8 protein-coding genes and 1 riboswitch are annotated in these 17,809 nt (G+C 39.7%); of the genes, 1 reads left to right on the top strand and 7 read right to left on the bottom strand.

Annotated features, from left to right (window positions below; translation table 11 throughout):
- Positions 1-302 precede the first annotated feature (302 nt).
- From CVD28_RS08780 to CVD28_RS08760, 5 genes are all read right to left on the bottom strand, one after another.
- Positions 303-1,067, bottom strand: a complete 765-nt coding sequence (locus tag CVD28_RS08780) for a tyrosine-protein phosphatase (RefSeq protein WP_101592003.1) — start codon at positions 1,065-1,067, stop codon at positions 303-305.
- Between the two features lie 110 nt (positions 1,068-1,177).
- Positions 1,178-1,873, bottom strand: coding sequence for a CpsD/CapB family tyrosine-protein kinase (locus CVD28_RS08775; protein ID WP_308315074.1), 696 nt, complete (start codon positions 1,871-1,873; stop codon positions 1,178-1,180).
- A complete protein-coding gene (locus CVD28_RS08770) occupies positions 1,866-2,612 on the bottom strand; it encodes a YveK family protein (protein WP_101592002.1) in 747 nt (248 codons plus the stop codon). Before CVD28_RS08770 ends, CVD28_RS08775 begins: the two co-directional genes overlap by 8 nt.
- Positions 2,613-3,547: 935 nt before the next feature.
- Positions 3,548-12,415: an S-layer homology domain-containing protein gene (locus CVD28_RS08765; protein ID WP_101592001.1), complete on the bottom strand. Its 8,868-nt coding sequence runs from the start codon at positions 12,413-12,415 to the stop codon at positions 3,548-3,550.
- Positions 12,416-12,685: 270 nt separating this feature from the next.
- Positions 12,686-14,695, bottom strand: a complete 2,010-nt coding sequence (locus tag CVD28_RS08760) for a penicillin-binding transpeptidase domain-containing protein (RefSeq protein ID WP_101592000.1) — start codon at positions 14,693-14,695, stop codon at positions 12,686-12,688.
- 196 nt (positions 14,696-14,891) lie between these two features.
- Positions 14,892-14,976, top strand: a riboswitch (cyclic di-GMP riboswitch).
- 20 nt (positions 14,977-14,996) lie between these two features.
- Between CVD28_RS08760 and CVD28_RS08755 the strand changes: the two genes are divergently transcribed.
- On the top strand, positions 14,997-15,359 hold the full coding sequence (locus CVD28_RS08755) for a hypothetical protein (RefSeq protein ID WP_101591999.1): 363 nt from the start codon (positions 14,997-14,999) through the stop codon (positions 15,357-15,359).
- Positions 15,360-15,395: 36 nt separating this feature from the next.
- Here CVD28_RS08755 and CVD28_RS08750 read toward each other — a convergent pair whose 3' ends face one another.
- Positions 15,396-15,851 (bottom strand): hypothetical protein, encoded by a 456-nt coding sequence (locus CVD28_RS08750; RefSeq protein ID WP_101591998.1) that lies wholly within the window; start codon positions 15,849-15,851, stop codon positions 15,396-15,398.
- A gap of 161 nt (positions 15,852-16,012) precedes the next feature.
- Positions 16,013-17,467, bottom strand: coding sequence for a hypothetical protein (locus tag CVD28_RS08745; protein WP_101591997.1), 1,455 nt, complete (start codon positions 17,465-17,467; stop codon positions 16,013-16,015).
- Between the last annotated feature and the right edge of the window lie 342 nt (positions 17,468-17,809).

The raw sequence follows: 17,809 nt of genomic DNA, 5'->3' as shown, positions 1-17,809 counted from the left end.
AAACAGCCCTCCTGTAATTTCTTTTATCCACACATAAAATAAATACCTAACGGCAAAACACATAGTTATACATGTTTTTTCGTTAGATATTTATTCTTTGGTTTACTTTTTTTCAAAATGGGTAAGAAAAATAAAACAGGGCATTTAACCCAGCCTCACATCCCACTCTTGACGACTTGCGTCTAAGGTAATAGGCGATATTACCCACAGCGTGACCGAGTGCCTCCATTGATAACGGAAAGGAGACATTGCCGATTATATGATATTTTACTTCCAAGTAGTTCTTAACGGCATATTGTCCATTAAAAAATCCCTAAAAACTTTTTAGTTTTCACCTTCTCAGGTACTTCTTTGTATATCGCATCACCGGTTACCAATAGTTCTGCATTTTCACTGAATTGATAGACCGTATCGACACCATAGATTTTTTCAATCTCGTCGTACGCCTCAATGAGTCTGAAGGAACGGCTTGTTACGTTATGGGCATCAGAGGCAATAAAGTGGGCCAGGTTTGCTTCTATCAGCTGCGAGCTGAATTTTTTGATCTTTTTCCCAAAATGCCCTGATATGCTTGATGCGGTGATTTGTGAAAGTGTTCCATTTTTCACAAGGTTATATAAAATATCAGGGTTTTCGATGATTTCTTGATTTCTTTCGGGATGAACGATTATGGGAATAAGACCGTTCATTTGAGCATCAAACACCATCTTTTCGGTGTAGCGAGGCACATGATTGGACGGCAGCTCAATAAATACATAGTTTGTATGATTTAAAGTTAGTATTTCTCCTGCCTCATATTCATCTAGTAGATCACCGGTAATCCGGTTTTCCTGGCCAGGCAGGATGGTAAGTGATATTGAATTGGACTTTAACAGCTGGTTAAATTCGTCCACTTTTTTTTCAATCGTTTCTTTCGGATTGAGAAATCTCCCGTTCTTATGATGGGGGGTTGCAATGATTGTATGGATTCCTTCAGATAGTGCAAGTTTGGCCATTTCCAGGCTGGCTTGGGCATCAGCCGCTCCATCATCCAGTCCCGGTAATATGTGGTTGTGTATATCAATCATTACAACACCTTCTTATCGGTCGATTATTTTCTAAGCTAGTCAAGTTGTTTATTATTATATTCCTATTTTACTAGTTATAAAAGTAATTTTTGTAAAAAAATGTAATACCTTTATTTACCATAATAGTAATAATAATGGCTCTCTTTTTGTTCTCTCTGGTTTAGTACAACTCCAAGCAGTTTCGCTTGTGCAGCTAAAAGGAGTTCCTTCGCTTTACTCGCTGCATCTGTAACCGTATAGCCGCTTTTGACAACCAGAATCGTTCCATTGCTTTTGCTGGCAAGGATTTGTGCATCTGTAACTGCAAGAACTGGAGGTGTATCAAATAAAACCATATCAAACTGCTCGTATAAATCCTCCAGCAGTTCATTCATGGCGTTGGAACCGAGAAGTTCTGCAGGATTAGGCGGAATTGGCCCGCTTGGTAAAATATACAGATTTTCAATATCTGATTCAGAAACAGCTTTAGAAAAAGCGGTTTGCCTTGTTAGGACGTTTGTTAACCCAACTGTGTTATCTTTGCGGAAAGTATAGTGCACAGTCGGTTTTCTGAGATCTGCGTCAATAAGCAGTACTCTTTTTCCCTGCTGTGCAAAAACAACGGCTAAATTAGCAACAGTCGTAGATTTTCCTTCACCCGGTCCGGAGGAAGTTACCACAAGGGACCGAATATCTCCGTCGAGAGAAGAAAACTGGATATTTGTCCGTATTGTCTTATACTGTTCCGAAATCGGGGACATTGAATTTGTATGGGTGATTAACGTCCGGTTTGTAGACTGCTTTGCATCTTGTTTTTTTCTAAAAATCAACAGACTCACCTCGCGTTCTCATTTTTCCTGCTTTTTTCGCAGTCATACCTTCCTTATTCAGATTTATTTTTGTGACCGCCCCTAACACAGGAAGTTCCAATAGTTTCTCAATATCCTGTTCTGATTTTATAGTGTTATCCAGATACTCCAACAGGAATGCCAGTCCAACTCCTGCCATAAGTCCAACGACTAAAGCAATGGCCATATTCAACAGCGGCTGCGGTTTAACAGGTACTGGATTGTCATGCAATTCTGCAGGTGTCAGGATTGTAATATTATCAACCCGCATTAATGCCGAGATCTCTCTTTGGAACACCTTTGCAATTTCATTTGCAATCAGCACCGCCTCAGCAGGATCATGATTTTGAACATTAATCGTAACCACTTGTGATTGCCCCTCTTGGGTTACGCTTACGCTGCTATTCAACGCTTCAGCTGTTGTGTTGAGGTCCAGCTCTTCGATAACTTGATCCAGTATATAAGGACTTTTTAAAATAACATTGTACGTTTCAATATACTTTGCGTCTGTATCAAATGCCACTCCCGCCAATGAAGACAGTGCTCCGGCTGCCGCCTGGCTGACCAGTATCTGTGATGATGAATTATAAATAGGCTTTAATAACAAATAACTAACAGCACCGCTGATCGCTGTAGCAAGAAAAGCAATTGCTATAATCAGCGACAATCGTTTTTTCAATGTTTCAAACAATTCTCGCAGACTGATTGACTCTTCCATAAAATCCCCCAAAATGTTATATTTTTCTACAAAAACAAAAATTATTATATCATACATTTTTTTCTAGTTATATAGTATCGGCAAGGTTTTTGGAGAATTGCATTGGAAATTTATTACATACTTTAAGGGATGATATGTACATAAACCAAATTATTAAGGAATTTCCTGAATAAACAACTTAAAAAGACACTGAAAAAACTCCAATGTCTTGGCAGTTTTTGAAATTATTTATTTACGGTTTTTATGTACACCGGTGTCAATGGACATTTAGGCGATCTAGATATTCCATGATCGATACGAGAATTTGGCTATTTTAAATCAGGTTCTTTATTTATTACTTCTTAAATAACCACATCTAATACAAGAGCGAGTATAGATATTGATTTTATGATTCCGGCGAAAGAAACAAATCAACCCCATTACTTTCTTCATATATCATTACCCCTATCATTATAGTATTTATAGGAATTTATATTCTATGCTTCGGGTAATAAGACCTGTAATTATTTGTAAACAAGTTACGACATCATTTTTCGTCAATTCTTGTATCAAGCATCACATAATTTAGTATGTTCAGATCGTCGCAGATAGTGCCTCTACCATTATCCTCTTCGAAGGTAAGTCCATTCTAGTATCATTCTAGTATCTAATAGCAGAAAAGACTGGTTTCTTTCAAGCTCTCCCACGTACAAAAAGCCTGATACTCTTTTATCGTACATACCGGCAGAATCATATTGGTAACTCCCAATCCCATCTCTTCACTAGAACAGCGACTGACTACTTTTCCTAGATCTCTCCCAGTCTCAGGAGTGTCATTGGACCAGTACCGCCCGCATTTACCCATGCCCTTTTCTGGTACGTTATAAAGCACAAAAAAGCTTGGATCCTAAGTTAAGGACCCAAGCTTTTTCACTAGTAGACAGAGTCTACTGTATTTAGTTCATCATCTCTACAAATTTCAAGAAATCTGCCACAATTTTCGCCATTTGGTCACGCTTTGTAGTTTCGGAAGGTTTGAAGCTACCGCCGGCCATACCGTTCATGATTCCGGCTTGAACGACTGTTTCTACTCCTTCTTTAGACCAATCGCGGACGTTTTTGCCGTCCTTGAATTGGGAGACCTTTTTGGTTGTGTCTAATTTCTTTTTGTCATAACCGACGTAATCCATTGCTCTTGAAATCATTACAGCCGCTTCTGCTCTTGTAATTTTTTCGTTTGGAGCAAATCGTTTGTCTGTTTTACCTTTGATAATGCCCGCTTCGTATGCAGCTGTGATTTCGCCATTTTTGTTTACGGCTAGTTTCGTAGATACATCTGTAAACTGACCAGCATTTGGTTTAGATGCTGCCAAACCAAGGCTGCGTGAGATTAGGGCTGCGAATTCACCGCGTGTCATATCACGTGCAGGTGCATACTCAGTTGATGATGCTCCACTTACGATCAGTTTAGCTGCAAGTGTTTCGATATACTTCTCTGCCCAGTTTGCGCCATTGTTAACGTCTTTGAAAGTCTTATCAGATTCAACCACTACGTATAAGCTGTTCGTCAGACTCTTAATAACGGCTGTATCTCCTTTGAAGACCGTTGGAACTGGAACAAAACCTTTTTCTGTGAGCTTTACAACGATGGCTTTATCAGGATTAACCGTCTTGCCGATATTAATGCTTCTGTCCACATAATCTGCGAATCGGTTAACATGTTCTGATTTGCCGCCATACTGAGCTTCTACATTAAAGTCAATCACTTTAGAGACCGCTTTTAAGCCAGCCTTATTAATGCTTGTTAAGTCGGCAGCTGCCTCTTTTAATGTGATTACCAGATTGACATTTTTGGCCTCTGTACCGAGCTTAGCTGCTAACTCACTTAAAGCAATTTCAGCAACTGGCAGGCTGTATGAGCCAGCTTCTGCCTCAATTTCAATCACTGCTTTAGCATTCTTAGACTTCGCAGCAGAAATAATGGATCCTGGGATTGATACGTCTGTAACTTGCTGGTCATTTGCCTTAACTGTTAATTTAGTGAAGTCTTTTTGACCTTGAATAGTTTCGACAATTTTTTCTTCCAGGGTTGCTCTGCCATTATTAACCTGAATATCGTCTTTACCTACTGTAACTGTTCCATCCCCTTTACCATCTGGATTTCCAGGTACTGGTTGGGTTGGTACTTGTGGTGCTGGCAATGAAATGCCACCACCACCGCCGCCAGGGGAACCGCCACCTGGGTTAGTCGCTGCTGCTTTGGTGGTAAAACTATGGGAAGCAGTATCCCCAAGCTCTTTTTGATCATAATCTTTAATTGTTCCAAGTACTTCAATTTGATAAGTAGTACCTGCTTCAAAAGCTGCAGCTGGAGTAAAGAAGATTTGCTTCGCTAATTTCTTGCTTGCATCTTCTTCATAATAGCCCGGCTGGCCATCCACTTGCTTATAGCCTTTGTATTCTTTTTCAATACTTACGGCACCAGTTACTTTTATCTTTTCGCCTTGAGCAGGAACCTTGTAAACATTGATGTACTTTTCAATTTCTTTAATATCCATCAAACGATCAAATTCGACAGTGACCTTCGCAGGAATATCTACACCTTGGGATGCAGGACTAACTGCTTTCACCGTTGGATTTGAAGTACGAACCATAGGAACGTTTAATTGAGTTTCTGGCGGTGGTACCGTTACCGTTCTGGATACATAAGTGTTATATCCATTCTTTGCGAAAACAACTCTCCATTCGCCTTGAATAACATCCCATCCGTATCGGCCGTTTACATCCGTTACTTGCGGATTGATTTGTCCGAAGAACTCAGCGTTCCACTTCTGCCAGTTTGGAGCAGCAGTTGTTCCTTTATTCTCTTCAACCGTTGCTGTTACACCTTCTAATTTGTTCTCCATACTTCCTTCAAAGACAAAACCGGAAGGATCGATCAGAACAATGATTTCCATCAATGGAAGGGTAATGGTTATGTCACCTTTTTTGAATGTAAGTTCAAGAAGCTGTTCACCGTATGAACTCCATTCACCAAGCTTTTGTCCATCAAACGTAAAGGTTTTGCCATCCTGGCCTTTTTCCATGCTGTATGTTTTGCCAAGGAAAGTAATGGAAGCAGAATCTACTTCTTCAGCAAATTTCACTGTAGAGTCTAAAGGCGTCTTTTCTACGATAGCAAAAGAAGCAACTCCTGTATAAGGATTCAGGCTGACATTTCCATTCCATCCAGCATATACAGTTACACTTTCAACCTTCGGAAGATCAGGCTGATAGGAAACCTTTAATGTCTCGGACGTAACGATAACTTCACCTTCTTTGGCCTTTGCTACCAGGTTAAAGTCTTCGCTCTCCTTAGCATCTTTAACTGGCAGAGTTACATCCGCAAACCACCAGCGGCCATCTACCTTTACATTTGCAAGCAGAGCTCCGTTCGCGTATACCTCAACGCTGCTGCCTTGCTTTGCATTTCCATATACTTTAATTTTCTTTGCAGCTGTTTTTTCAGGAGCATTAATATTTACAAATAAAACATTAGTAGTAGCGCTAAGTACAGGCGCATCTTCCACTTTGTCCCCATTGATCTTAGCAGTTGTGTAGATGGTGTTGCCTGCATTACTGCCAACCACAGCTTCAAAGCTTAGTGAACCTTTTGCATCTTTTTCGACTTTCGGCACAGTTACCGTAAATCCTTTGTCGGTATCCTTAATGTCTGCTGACGCTAATGCTGTTCCGTTAAGGAGAATTGTTTTCTTCTCCAGTGTTAGACCAGCAGGCAATGTTACATCCAGTAAAAGATTTTCAGCAGCAGTTTCTCCGTTATTTTGATAATCAAGACGATACTTTAAAGTCTTTTCAGGAATTATGGTAGCAGCAGAGGCTGTTAAGCGATTGCCCTCACCGGTAAAGCTTCCGTTTGACTTTTGCTGAAGCGTATAAGTATCGGAATTCTTTTCTACGATTACTTCAGTAGTCGGATAATCGTAGCTGTAAAACTTCAGCCCGTACTTTTTGTCTTCTTCTAATCCAAAGATTTTGAAATATCCTTCAGCATCAGTACGCGCAAAGCCCTTATAATTACCAAACTCATTGTTTTCCTTTACTTCATATGCATAGACATAAACATGCTTTAACGGCTTAGCATCTTTATCCTTTACATATCCATCAAGGCTAGAGGCTTTTACCAGCGTGATTTCAACTTCTGTTTTATCTTTTGTAAAAGTCTCTTGCTTGCTCATGTAAGCAGGGGACGATACATCCACCGTAAAGTCTTCATCCGAAGCCAGACCTTTTAAAGTGAATTTCCCTTCTGTATCCGTGACCGCATAAGCATAGCTGCTATTGGAATAGGCAGAAACCTGAGCACCTGCTACCTTATCAGATCCAGCTTTAACAGTACCGGTAACTGTTTTACCCTCGTCAAGCGTTACTTCGATATTTCCTGATTCTGCATCCACTTTTATAGGTGTTTTCGTAAATGAACGATAACCCTCTTTGTAAATATACAGCTCATAAGAATCTGAATATACTACATCTTTGATTGTGATTTTTCCTTCATGAATTTCAGGATTGTACTCATAGTAATAACCCGCATTATAGTCAAATGCTTCATACGTATCCCAGCTGTAAAGAGAAATTGAATCCACTGATGTCAAGTTTTCATTTGTGAATGAAATGACTACGTCCCTCTTGTCGTCAGTAAGAGTGTCCACTTCAACTTTTACTGGATTGGTGACAAAATCGCTGGCTGCTGTCACTTTGAAAGTAGATTCGGTTTGTTTGTAAATCCCGCTGGCATAAACGGTTACCTTATAGTCTCCATCACTCAGGTTGGTTAACTGCTCATTGCCTCCCCAAGAGTTGAAGTAGCCAGTTTCTTTATTAATGTAACCATAGTAAACAATCTCTTCTTGGTTTGCTTTTTCTATTTTGACGCTTAAATCCATTTGTACAGGTGATGTTGTACCCTTTTCAACAAATTGGATTTTTGCTTCTTTAGAAATAGGCAGGTTTACATTTTGTTCAGATGTTTTTCCACCTTCAAGTTTTACCTGTTCAGTTACTGCATCCTTGTATGTTTTGCCATTCGCTGTAACTTGAAGAGAATAGCTTCCTGCTGGTGCTCCCTCATAGGTATAGCTGCCATCTGCATTTGTATCAAAGCTGAAAATTGTCGAGCCTGCTGCCAGACGGATTTTAGCCTTCGATGTAAGGTCAGCATCACCCTGAGTAACCTTACCTTTAAGGGTTGCACCTACTTTAGCATTATTTAGGTTTTTAGTAAGAGTATTTGTCTTAGTAGTGCCATCCGCTTTTACAATTGTAGCGTCTGCCTTAGTAACTTCAGTAATACCTTCGACTACCTTAAAGGAGCCTTCGTATTTCTTTGAATCTTGGTTGTAAGTAAGAGCGACACTTTCTTCTTTCGCTTCTGTACCTTTTTTATAGGAAATGGTGGCGGATGCCTTGAAACCATCTTCATAGGAACCTTCTAAGGCAATTTTCGCTTCACTACCAATTTTCACTAGGTTATAAGAAGCATTTGTGTTTAATGCAACATCAAGTTTTGTTGCTGCAAAGTCAGATGTAGTTACGGATGTTGTTTCAGATTCTTTAGAAACATTTCCTGTCTTATCTGCTGCTGCAATCTTAAACTTATATGAAGTTCCCGGTTTAATAGCAGTCAATAGATAGCTATTTTCAGTTATCTTTTTGTCTACTTTTGTAAATGAGCCGTCTCCTTCTGCAACATAAACATGGTATTCAGCCGCATCATTAACAGCGTTCCATGTAACTTTTACACCATCCTTGGTCTGTTCCGCAGTAACATTTTGTGGAACTGCAGGAGGTGTAGTATCCAAATTGTAGGTTAGTTCATTTGAAACAGCTTCAGCATCTTCAGCATGAACCGCTTTTATTGTATATGTGCCATCATCAGCTAATGTAAATTCTTTTGCAAAATGACCGTTGGCATCAGCCGTAACAGTTTGGCTCTGAACCGGTGATTGTGCGTCACCTGCAAATATTTGAATCGTTACATTACTTGAAGGGTTTGTTTCCCCAATGACTTCAAACGTTTTTTCTTTAGATGGTTCATTTTGTTGTGGCTGGTTAAGCCTAACAAATTTCTCATCTTTATCTACCACTTTAAAGTCTTGAGTTAAAACAACTTCTTTTCCAGGTGCTATTGCCATTTTGAAGTTCAATGTGTATTCTGCACCCTTAACTAGATTAGCACGGAAGTCTAAATCAGTGAAATTGTGATCATCAGCTTTATAAGCTATCTTACCCTGCTGATCTGTTACCGTAATTGTAGATGGAATAGAATAATCGTAATTAAACTGCCCATCATACTCCCGAATGTTTTCATCACCTAAAACATTTTTGCTGCTATTTGATTCACGGTAAACGCCCATTTGATCCAGGATTAAGTCACCGCTTTGTAATATAACATCGCCTGTAACCGAATAACCATCATTATAGTAATTTTGGACAGCAAAGTTCTCAATTGCTTTTTTAGTAAACTCAGATCCTAATTGAAGTTTTGTAGTTTCATTAAATTCTTTTTGAACTGTACGGTATCCATAGCTCCATGGTGTTTCATTTTTTGGAATTTCGATCACTTCGAAAAGCAATTCATACGTACCCGGGGATACCATTATTTTATTTAGTACTTGAGTAGTCCAACCATAGGAATATCCGCCGCCATAGGTTGAATCCCCATCAGCAGTCCGTACAACAAAGTCTTTGAATGGAACGGTTTTACCAGCCCTTTCAATAGATACTTCTTTTAACGGATCATTGTCACTAAAGGTAATTTCCTGATTTTCCTTAACTGTAACATCTTTATTGAAGTAGTAACCAACAGAATCATTAACACCCGTCAAAATAACTCTGTAATCTCCATCTTTTACATATAGCGGGTTATATGAATTTATGGAAACGTAATTGGTAACCCAGTTATTGCTGCCTAATTTAAGCCCTACAGCGTATTGGTCATATAACTCCGTATCATTTTTTACATCCAGCTTCTTTAAATCTTGAGTTATTGTATACTCTTGTAGCTTTAATAACTCATCACCTGTTAATTTTTGATAGTCTACAAATTGTCCGCGTTGATTCGTGCCCGAAGCAAATGAGCCTGTGAGGACCACAACCCATTCGTCATTCGGTTCGATATTTAACGGATTATATGTTTCGTATTCCAATTCACCTGTTTTTCCAAGATAGTATTGCTGATAGAAAAATTGATTTTCTTCAATTTCTACCTTTTTATACAGCCTTGGTTGTAGCCAGCCGCTTTCTGATAGCGTAAGATCGCCAATTTTCGGATTTACCTTCAGCTTAAATGTTTCTGTATCGTTATCCTTAATATTAGGAATGTGATTATTAACATTCAAACGAATGAAATCCTTTGAAAAGGCCTGATCTACCAGTCTTAGTGTATAGTTGCCCTCATCGCTCGGCTTCGGAACAGAGACGGTCTCAATCGAATTTGCTTTAATAACATCACCAACGGGATTGTCATCTTTATACACCTGGTATGTTAAAAGTCCTGCTTCCGGCATGGATGTTCCAGTTTGTGCATCGGCAACAGAATATTCATTGCTGTTCGTTACTTGATAATTTTTAACAGCCTCCTGATTCAGTGCCAAAAATGCCGGATTTGAACCTGCAACAGTTTCACCACCAGAGCTTATATTGCTTACTTTAACCAGGTGATTATTATTGCTATCTAAAAATCTCATTCTATTAAAATGTATTTTGTTATTTTCAGGGAATAACTGATAGCCTTTTAAACTAAACTCATTTCCGACTGTTAATACAGTGTCCTTAGAAAAGCTCTCATTGTTTAGTGATGAAGTAAAGTCAAAACGGTATCCCTCTTTTTCCACATAGAAATCGATAGGGGAATACTCTGCACCTGTTAAGTTCGAAATATAGTCTTTTGAGACAATATACTTAGATGCATATACTCTTGTTGTCCATGAAGGATTCACATCAACTTTTGACTTTTCGCCTGCAGGAGGAGTAATGGTAACCGTCTCCTGAGCATCTAAATCTATTTTGATCTCCTTGTTATCTTCTGCTGTTATTAGCTTCGATAAAGCATATCCAGTATCACTATCTGTTTCATACATTTTAGCATTAAATAATATATTTGCTTCTGTCGAAACATACGCTGTCACTGCTTGTTTTGGTGTTTCCAGAAATATTGGGAAACTCATGTAAGCGCGATTATTGTCAACTACATCTACTGAATAAGTGGCACGCGTAAAATTCTTTTCTGTTGAAACTGTAATCTTAGAAAGGTCGTCTTTCTTTAGATTCAGTGTATTCACTTCCGTACCATTTATTGTTTTATGGTACACAATTTTGTTGTCTGCCAAAGATGCTACGACAATTTCGTATTCCCTGCCCTTTAGGAGATATGCGTTCGGGATAAAGGCTTCTGTTCGTCCGTTTTTCTCCAGAATTGTTGTACTATAAATTTGATTTAAATAGTAAGTGAATTCATCAGTGTAATTTGCTTCCCAAGAATCCTGATTTGTTCTTTCATAAACATACACTTTTGCATCTTTTAAAGGCTGACCGGAAAGATCTTCAGCCGTGATTACCAAGCCTTTTATTTCTGAAGATTCCTGGTTTTGCAAAGACAAGCTTTTCTCTGCTGTACCTATGACTTCGTTATTTTCTGTGTGTGATAAAGTGTACTTTACTTTATACTCTCCGGACGGGTAGTATTCTGGTATCTCCAGTCTAACAGAGGTCCAATTCTCAGAACTTGTTTGTGCAATCACTTCATCGGTTTCGCTGTTAATAACTTCAACCTTTCCTGTTAAGGAATCACCGTTGGCGCTATAACGGAAATCACCGCTAAAGGCAGCTGCTTGCACATCCACAGCATTGTTAGAGAAATAAGTATTTTCAATTTTTACTGTGTTTAACTTATCTGGAACTGGGTATGTTTTGCTTTCTGAAATTGGTGCATTTATACTCCAGTGCGAATTCTTAATGGCTCCGTCAACTGTTTTCTCTGTTGTTAGGTATAAATTTGTCGCTCCTTTTGGAACCACTAATTCGTTCACATTATCGGCATTTTTTGACTCACCATCGTAATTCACATTAACATAGCTAATCTTCAGGGACTCTGTTTGCCCTGTAAATGATAAGGTCATAGCATCTTCAATTTCTTTATTGAAGTCGAAGGATCCATCACCTAGTGTTGTTAACTTTTTAGTTAACAAGTATTGTTTCTTAGTATTTTCCTTTTCAAACCCTTTAACATTTACACTAATGTTTGTTGAAGCAGGGTTTACAAATATTTTCACCGGATTATCCTTATGAGAATACAACCTAAACTGGCTGTTGTGATCCTTGCTGCCATTCAATATATATTCAAACGATTCAACATCGAACGGTACGTCCGGCTTTAGTTGAACTGCATCCGTTTCCCATGCCCATTCTTCAAGGCTTTTTAGCTGGGCTCCCGTCATCGTTTTAAAACTATAGGAATATGCAGCTTGATCGGAAGAATAGAAATTAGCTACCATTTCTATTTTATAATTCTGATTATCATTGATCGTTACGTCTGGGAAGGCACCTTCTATTTCATTCATATAATCTTTTGATACTTCACCAGTTTCCAGATCATGTAATAATAGCTCTGCCCCTCCATAAGTATAATTTTCAGGACCCTTTACCGTAAAATGAATCCCTTCTGTTTGTGCACTTGCACTAATAAAAGGGGTAAAGGTACTAAAAATTAAAGCTAGGACCATAATCAAGCTGTACGTTCTTTTAAAACGTAAGTTCCTATTCATTTTGCAACCCCCTTTTCGAAATATAAATACATAAGCAAAATCGTCCCCCTTTGGAAAATTTTCTCTTAAAAAGAAATCTTAAACATTACAATAATAAATTAGACCCAAGACTAAAGCAACATTTTTTTACCGCGTTAAAGGGAAAAAGGGGAATTGATTAAGAAAAAATATTTATTTATGCATTTCGGAGCTGAAACTGGTACCTGTCACCAGCCGAAATTTGTCGAGTAAAAATAAAACAGCAGGGTTCCCCCTGCTGCTAAGTACATGCTATTTAATTCTAAAATAACTCTTCATAACCGCTTCTACTTTATCCACCGCATGCTTGCTTCCTCCTTTTGGAACATTTTCCTGAAGCAGTGCAATAAGCAGTCTCGGGTTATCGGTATTGAAGGCTACAAACCAGCCGTTTTCCGTTCCTTTTTCACCCTGTTTGTGCTTGAGTTCAGCGGTCCCGGTTTTGCCGGCGATCGGGATGCCGAGGTCGGCGGCTGAATGGCCTGTTCCGTTCGGATTGGCTACTATCTCCTTTAATCCTGCCAGTACAGTAGCTGTGCTATTGGCTGAGATAACATTCGGCTTCCAGGTTTGCTGGTCTTTGTCCAGTTCAAGGGTGGGCGCAATGATGCTGCCGTTGTTTACAAAAGCTGTATAGGCAGTGGCCACTTGCAGTGATGCAGCTTGCAGCTGCCCTTGTCCGTACCCGCTGTCGGCCAGCTTAATTTCAGTGCCGATGTCACCGATTTTAGCTGCAGACATTGGATACTCATACGGCATTTTTTCTTCAAAACCAAACTTATTGAGTCCTGCCGTGAATTTTTCCTGTCCAAGCGCTAAAGCTGCCTGGCCAAAATAAATGTTATCTGAGTATACCAGGGCATCCGTCATATTGACAGGCTTGCCATAATCATGGACACGGGTAATCCGGTAGTTTCCCCAGCTTTCGGATTTTTGCCATTTCAAGCCTTTTATATTTACCTCTTTTTTAGGGTCTGCCCCGTTTTCCAATGCAGCCGCCGCAACTAACGGTTTAATGGTAGAACCCGGGGAATAGAGAGAAGTAAATCTGTTTAGCAGCGGTTTATCCGGATTTTTTTCAAGCGCAGCCCGTTCAGATTTAGAAATTCCGAGCACAAATTTGTTTGGATCAAAGGATGGGCTGCTTACTAATGCCAATGTCTCTCCTGTCACTGGGTGGATAGCTGCTGCCGTCCCCTTTGCACCCTTATATTGAGCAAGAATGGTTTTTTGCAGCTCTGCATCAATGGTCAGATAGATTGTCTCTCCTTCTTCTGCCGGTTTTTCGGCAATAACCTTCTCCTGTCCGTTTTCCGATTTAATATAAATCTTTGCGCCGCCTTTCCCTTTCAGGCGCTCCTCAAATACCTGCTCCAGACCGCGTTTCCCGATGACATCACTCGCCAAATAGCCCTGCTTTTTTCTTTTTTCCAGCTCTTCGGCAGAAATCGGGCCAATATATCCGATCAGATGGGCCGTTGCTTCCTTATATGGATAGATTCGATCTTCCGTTTCGTTGACCAGGACGCCCGGTACTTTGATTAGCTGCTCCAGCAGCGCCGTTTGTTCCATAGAAAATTTTTTCAGGGGAACGAAGCTGCCAGGCTTTACCCAAGCCTGACTCAGCTGCTTTTCAACTTCCTCTTCACTCATATTTAATAGCTTGGCCGTTTGGGAAATACTGTTTTTCTCATTGTCTGCCATTTTTTCCGGGACGATGCCCGCCTCATACACTGACCCATTCATAGCGAGGCCCCGCTCATTTCGATCAACAATTTCTCCCCTTACAGCAGGATAGGTGTCAACGCTAACCTTTTCCCCTTCCTTTAACTCAGGAAAAATATGTTTTGCACTCCAGTCGATATACCAGTTAACTGCTTTTTCACGTTCTTCTTTGACGAACTTTGCCTTCTGAGAGAACTTCACCGGCCCGGCAACTGTATCCATGGAGGCATCATAAGGCAGCGAAGCCGTTCTGCGGTCACTGTCTTCTTTTATTTCCTTAGGCTTTATATAGGTTATTTTTAAGTTTTTCACTTCAATACCGTCATATATTTTCTCGTAGCGTTCGATAAATTCCTTTTTACTAATTTCTTTTTTGGCTTCCGCTGAAAGATAATCATACATATCATCGAACTTCTGGCTATTCCAAAGTTTTGTATATGCTGCAAATCTATCTTCAGGCTGTGGCTCTTCTTCCTTGCATCCGGAAAGCACAAATAGTAATAGCAACATGAGAAATAATGTCCATTGCTTTTTCATATAGTACACCCTCTCAGGTTTTTCATTCTATTAGTAAGTGTAGCAAAAAATAGAAGTGTGGTAAAAAAGGAGGTCCCAGTAATTTTTCGTGGGATATAAAAAAGGAAGCATCATACAGTTTTCCGTTTAATTAGTCATGGAAAGATAATTTTTCACTAAGTTAATATAATCAATTTAAAGCAAAATGGGTTATTATCCCACCTAAAGGTACAATCAGGAAAACCTGGTTTCACAAAGCTATCGGGCTAAGGATATTTTATCTATGCCAGCCAGCTGCCCTTTTTTTAAGAGGAGGAAAAAAATGAAGACAAGTTGGGTATTAAAGGGGGTAACCGGATTATGTGCATTGGCACTTGTCTGCGGATCAGCTTCTATCGCAAGCACCAAAGGACCAGAAAAGGAAACGAAACAGGTGCAAAAACAAGCTCCCGCCGACGCCAAAAAGGAAGCCGTTAAAAATGAAACTGCTGCTCCGAAAAAGAAGTTAGTGAAAATCAACTCCAAAATTGCGAAGTCAGCTGAAAAGCAGGTTGCTTCTGTTGAAAGCAATGTTAAAGTGTTAGCCAGAAGACGGTACAATCGAAACAGGACCAACAACTGCCCAGCCTTCTGTCTAATATTTGTTGGACTTAAGATAAATTTAAAAAGGCTGATCCGCTGTTAAAGAAACTGCTGGACCAGCCTTTTTTCATATATAACCTTACTTATTTAATTCCTTATAGACAATAACCTTCAATGCCAGCATCTCTTCTTCCGTCAGCTTGCTTTCCGCTTTCTGCATGAGCTCCTCTTTTGTCATCGTTCCATTTTGGACACCCTGCTGAATGTCTTGCAGCTCGTTGACGCCAAACTTTTTGACCAGGACGCGGGTTGCTTCTTCCTTTGTCGTGAATGGCAGCTTGCTTTCATCGGCATTTTTGCCCTCTTCCACAAACTGCTTTAATTCCGGGTCACTTTCAATCGATTGCTTGACATTTTCCATTTCTCCGCTGCTTTCCAGCTCTTCTGAAACGGAATCCACCAGCTTGTCGGAAGCAATTTTTGTTCCATAATAGTAAACACCATAGCCGAGTCCTGCAACAACAATCACGAGTCCCAGCAAAACCTTCCATGCTTTGCCTCGAGCGCTTTTTTTCCTGCTATTATAGCGTGACATAGTTCCTCCATTTAAATCTTCTTTGTTTTATCTTATATAAAAGGCAGGCTGAATAGCCAATTAAAAGTACTCCGCGTCACAGTATTAGTTATCTCACTTGAACCAGCTGAAGCTCCAAACGCGGTATTCACTATGAATATTAAGTCGCGCATGGACGCTGGTCAGAAAATCTTTTTCTTCAGACTGCTCTTTTCCCGCAGCCAATGCCGCAGTGCGTGAAATCCAAGAAAAGCTGAAATAATGATGCCGCTGACCGCAGTGATTAAGGATATCCATTCGAACACCGTATAACCCGGGATTTTAGACCATTTAATTTTCCCTTCCCAATCATGGATAACAAGGTTCATTCCATATATTCCCGATATAACGGTATAGGTGGTCAGGATCTGCAGCAGGTAGTTATTCCTTCTCGATGATAGGTTTTCCTGGTTTTGATATAGTCTATCAAGAGTATTTTCGACATGATCAAACAGGTAATCAATCCGGAAGGCTTCTTTGATGATATGAAAGAGTTCCTTCCCTGACGCCCGGCTGTTGACCTCTGGAAAGAAGTACTTCGCCGAAAACTCGGTAATCATAAAAATGAGGAGTTCCGTTTCTGAGTGGTCTTTTTCTACATCAATAACCGAGTGATCGTGGGTAAGCTTCATGAGGACTATTTTATAATAGTAATAAAGCAGCAGTGAATAGTAATGGTAGCCGTACATTTCACTGGCTAAGTGTGTTGCCAATTCACCGTGTGCTCTTGTCACGCACATAAAATTATCATCACTTGTAACATAGTACGTCTGGTCAGCCCAGCGATCATATACTTTATCATCATAATAACGCTTAATGTAATCCGGATTGAGTGCGCCAACGGCCGGTTCTCCATTTACATCATATCCATTCAACTGGGATGCCCGATAAAGGCCCGTCTGGGTTATATTACTATCTGCCGGAACTTCAATATATCCAATAACATACATCCTTTCGTCGATAAAAAATGGAAGGCTTCCAAAATAGGATGCATTAGGCTGATGATCCATATAGTCAGACATAAACGGGCAAAGCGCTTTAAAAATGAAATCCTTCATTTTTGAGTATTCGCCTGTTTCATGGATTATTTTAGAATCCTCCTGATCCTCATCGATTGGTTCCATTACACGAAATACGTCTCCAAAGTGCAGCACATCCGAGTAGCTGAGATCCTCTGGAAGCTCCACACGAATATTCGTCATGCCAATATGGAAAGGACATATAAATAAGTCGATTGAAAGGATTTTAAACTTTGTATACAGATGTTTGGATTCAAATTCACATCGCAAATCAAGTTTTTTTGTAAAACGCCGGAATCCCTCGATATCCTCCACTTTTTCAGGAAATAAAATAGGCTCTATATTTGGAAGGAAAAACTTTTCAAGCGAACGGTGGCTTACCCTATTTTCTCCGTAAAACCTGTTCTCTAGACTCAAGTCCTTTAATGAAAAAAAAGAAAAATTCTCTTTTTGAAGCTTCCGGACAAAGTCACCGATCTTGTCTTTATCCAGCATAAACGGAAATAAAAATTGCAAATTTGCCCTGTTTGCTTTCAAAGCGTCCTCATTTTCAGCTTCCATTTCTGTAACATCCACCATAGGCCTTCCCACCTTGCTTTAGAAAATCCGATTATATTAATATACCCTCAAGAGCAGGTATGTAAAACGTACGTCGCCGGTCTTGAGTGAGAACATAAAAAAATCCCCCAGGTAATACTCCTGAGGGCAATAGGGATACCATTTCGGTTTCCCTCACTAATCGGGTACTAGAAACTGAGGGTTTCCAGAAGTTCAGAAGTCTGCTCTAGGGAACATTCATCTGAGGTAACATAACAAAATAACACTCACTTAGCACTTGCAGAACAAAGGCCATAAACCTTTCTGCAAAACATTAAGCTGTTACCCATATTAAATCATTTTTTCTGTTCTGACCAAAACCTC

The sequence above is a fragment of the Bacillus sp. M6-12 genome (genome assembly GCF_002860285.1).
Lineage (GTDB): Bacteria > Bacillota > Bacilli > Bacillales > DSM-1321 > Peribacillus.
Note: the sequence above shows the minus strand (reverse complement) of the source record. Positions and strands in the feature narration are given on the sequence as shown.